Annotated in this window: 3 protein-coding genes and 1 pseudogene; all 4 read right to left on the reverse strand. The window is 34.9% G+C overall.

Annotation, left to right across the window (positions count from 1 at the left end; genetic code table 11):
* Positions 1-686, reverse strand: a 686-nt coding sequence (locus CK510_RS28615; RefSeq protein WP_143289487.1) for a response regulator, incomplete at its 3' end; no start/stop codon positions are given.
* Positions 687-802: 116 nt separating this feature from the next.
* A complete protein-coding gene (locus CK510_RS28620; protein ID WP_095724869.1) occupies positions 803-1,288 on the reverse strand; it encodes a response regulator in 486 nt (161 codons plus the stop codon).
* A gap of 196 nt (positions 1,289-1,484) precedes the next feature.
* Positions 1,485-1,646 (reverse strand): annotated as a pseudogene (locus tag CK510_RS34610) (PAS domain-containing protein); the annotation flags it as partial.
* A gap of 27 nt (positions 1,647-1,673) precedes the next feature.
* The coding region (locus CK510_RS28630) for a PAS domain-containing protein (protein WP_143289488.1) at positions 1,674-3,041 on the reverse strand (1,368 nt) is incomplete at its 5' end.

The following is a 3,041-nucleotide window of genomic DNA, read 5'->3' on the forward strand; positions in this document are numbered from 1 at the left end:
AATTCAACTTCAATAATTTTATTTTGAATTTTTTCACTAGGGTTGGGTAATGCTTCCTGGTAAAGTCGTAAGCAATCAAGAATGTCTTTAACTGCAAGATTAGCTTGATTAATATTACCAGAAATAAATCCGATCGGGTTATTAATTTCATGGGCAACTCCTGCAACTAAGTTACCCAAGGAGGACATTTTTTCGCTTTGTACTAACTGTAATTGTGATTTTTGAAGACTTTCTAAAGCTGTTGTGAGTTCGGAAGTACGTTCAAAAACTCGCTGTTCTAGTTCTTGGTTGAGGTTTTGTAGTTGTTTGGTGAGGTTGCGAAGTTGTAAATGGGTACTGACACGAGCGAGTACTTCTTCTTGTTGAAATGGTTTCGTTATATAGTCTACGGCACCTACTGAAAAGCCTTGAAGTTTTTCTTCGGTATTGGAAAGTGCTGTCATAAAAATTACGGGAATATTTTGAATCGCTGGAACAGATTTTAAATACTGACAGGTTTCAAAACCATTCATTCCAGGCATCATGACATCGAGTAATATTAAATCTGGGGAGACAATTTTGAGTTTTTCGATGGCACTTTCTCCATTTTGAGCAATAAGAATACGATAACCTGCTGATTTTAAACAGTCGAATAAGACTTTTGTGTTTGTAGGGTTATCGTCAACAATTAAAATTTGATTTTGCATGATTGTAATTAATACTTATTGTTTAGTGATTATGGGTTATTGATGATTTTTTTCTCCATTTATATATTTAGTTTTGAGAGAAAGTGGGTTTATTTAGCATGAATTTTAATTGGATATTATGAATTACTCTCAATTGCTTGTTGAACTAATTTAAGAATTTGAGATTCGTTCATCTCCTCTACAAGTTGTAATAACTTGTCTGCGAAGGGTTTGTAGGAAACATCTAATTCTTGAATGCGATTTGCTTCTTGTTGAATTGTATCAATGTCTGCAATTTTTGCTGCTAGATGCAGGGATTCTAATTCTTGGAGAGCAGGAATTAGTAATGTTAGTTTATTCCCCACTAATTGTACTTTATCAGTAGATTTTGTGCTATTTGCTGAAATTTCATAAATCCAATGCAATTTTAAATATTGACTCATTTGTGATATGAGTTCCTCGGTTTCCACTGGTTTTGGGAAAAAACCATTTGCTCCTGCTGCAAGACTAGAATTGCGATCGCTATCGAAAACGCTAGCAGAGGAGACAATTATTGTTGTATGGGCAAGTTCTGGATTTTTACGCAACTGTTGTACCATTTCTAAACCGTTAAGATGTGGCATTGCGATATCGGTAATAATTAAATCGGGTTTATAGATTGCGGTTTGTTCTTAATTCGTGGCTCATATTTGCCAAAAACTCGCTTTTCGCACGGTTGGCACTATCAGCAAGTTCCTTTGCTTCTAAGAGTTCTGCTGTTCTTCTTTCAACCCGTTGTTCGAGTTCTTCGTTAAGTTGTTGAAGTGATAATTCTGTATTTTTACGTAATGTTATATCTTGAAATGTTCCCAGAACTCCGATTCTATTGCCATCGATATCAAGTAATGGGACTTTACTAGTTTCAATCCAACTTTGTTTTCCATCTGCTTGTAGTTGGGATTCGACGATTTCTAACATTGGTTGACCGGATTCAATTATAATACGATCGCATTCTCGGAAATATTCTGCTTATTCAACTTTCCAAGGTAAATCATAGTCAGTTTTACCAATAATATCTTCTGGTGAATTAAGCCCAGCAACTTTTGCTAAATTACGGTTACATCCTAAAAATACTGAATTACTATCTTTCCAAAAAACATGCTGGGGAATTGTTTCTAAAATTAACTTTAAAAATTGCTGTGATTCTCGTAATTGAATTTTCTCTTGTCTACGTTCAGTGACATCCATCCCAAAACCAACAATACCAATAATATCACCTTCTGAATTTCGTAAAGGTAGTTTTTGCGTATCATAAACTCGTCTAGTGCCATCAGCAATAGTTACCACATTTTCCAGATTGCGAATAGTTTCACCTGCTAATACTGCTATGTCATCAGTACGAAAACCGCGAATTCCTTTTTCTGGATTTCCAAAAGCTAATTCCTCAAGCAAACCAATTTCTACATCACTTTTAGCAATTATTTCTGGAAAATTTTTGTCAAGACTATCAGTCATGCCTTTATTGACAAGAATGTAGCGAAAATTGTGGTCTTTTACAAATATCCAATTTGAAGTTGCATCAATGACATTACGAAGTAGATTTGCTTGATACTCAATTTGGTCTAAAGTCGCAGTTAGTGCAGCTTCGGCAAACTTGCGATCGCTAACATCAATCGCAACACCAATCAGACTTTCGACTTGACCTATTTTATTGATAATTGGAGTATTAGTAATCTCGAAAAATGAACCACTAATATTTGACTTGTAAGTTTGAATTTTACCAGTAAATGCTTGATTTATATTTTCTATTATATCTGGATAATCTTTGTAAATTTCATAGATAGACTGCCCAATAACTTCACCTGGTTTTAATCCCAATAACTCCAAAGCTTGACCTTCAGAAAAAGTAAATATACCCTCTTGATTCACAGCGTAAAGGATAATTGGAGCCGAATTAATTGCAGTTTTCAAATGTTCTTCGCTTTGACGTAGAGCTTCTTCTGTCGTTTCACGTTCGTGCAGTGCAGCTTGCTGTTCAGTAATATCAAGCATAATTCCATCCCACATAATTGAACCATCAGATTGAACTTCAGGACGAGAAATTGCTTGAAACCACTTTTGTTTTCCTAATAATAAATTAATTCTTCCTTTCCAAGTCCAAGGTTCCAATGTTCGAGCAGATAACTCTATTGATTTCTTAAAATTATCGCGATCGTCTGGGTGTAAATTTGGAAAAAATAGTCTTACTTCTTCTAATAATTGCTCTCGACTAAATTCAAATAAATCGCGTATCCGCTCGGTAAATCGGGGTAGAAAAAAAGTATCCGCTCGGTAAATCGGGGTAGAAAAAAAATCAGAATGTAAATTGGTACAGACTGCATTATAGAATATGAGACA

This window comes from Brunnivagina elsteri CCALA 953 (assembly GCF_002289455.1).
Lineage (GTDB): Bacteria > Cyanobacteriota > Cyanobacteriia > Cyanobacteriales > Nostocaceae > Brunnivagina > Brunnivagina elsteri.

Coding starts and splice junctions, on each gene's coding strand:
- CK510_RS28620 (WP_095724869.1), bottom strand. CDS start 1,288: ATGCCACATCTTAACGGTTTAGAAATGGTACAACAGTTGCGTAAAAAT.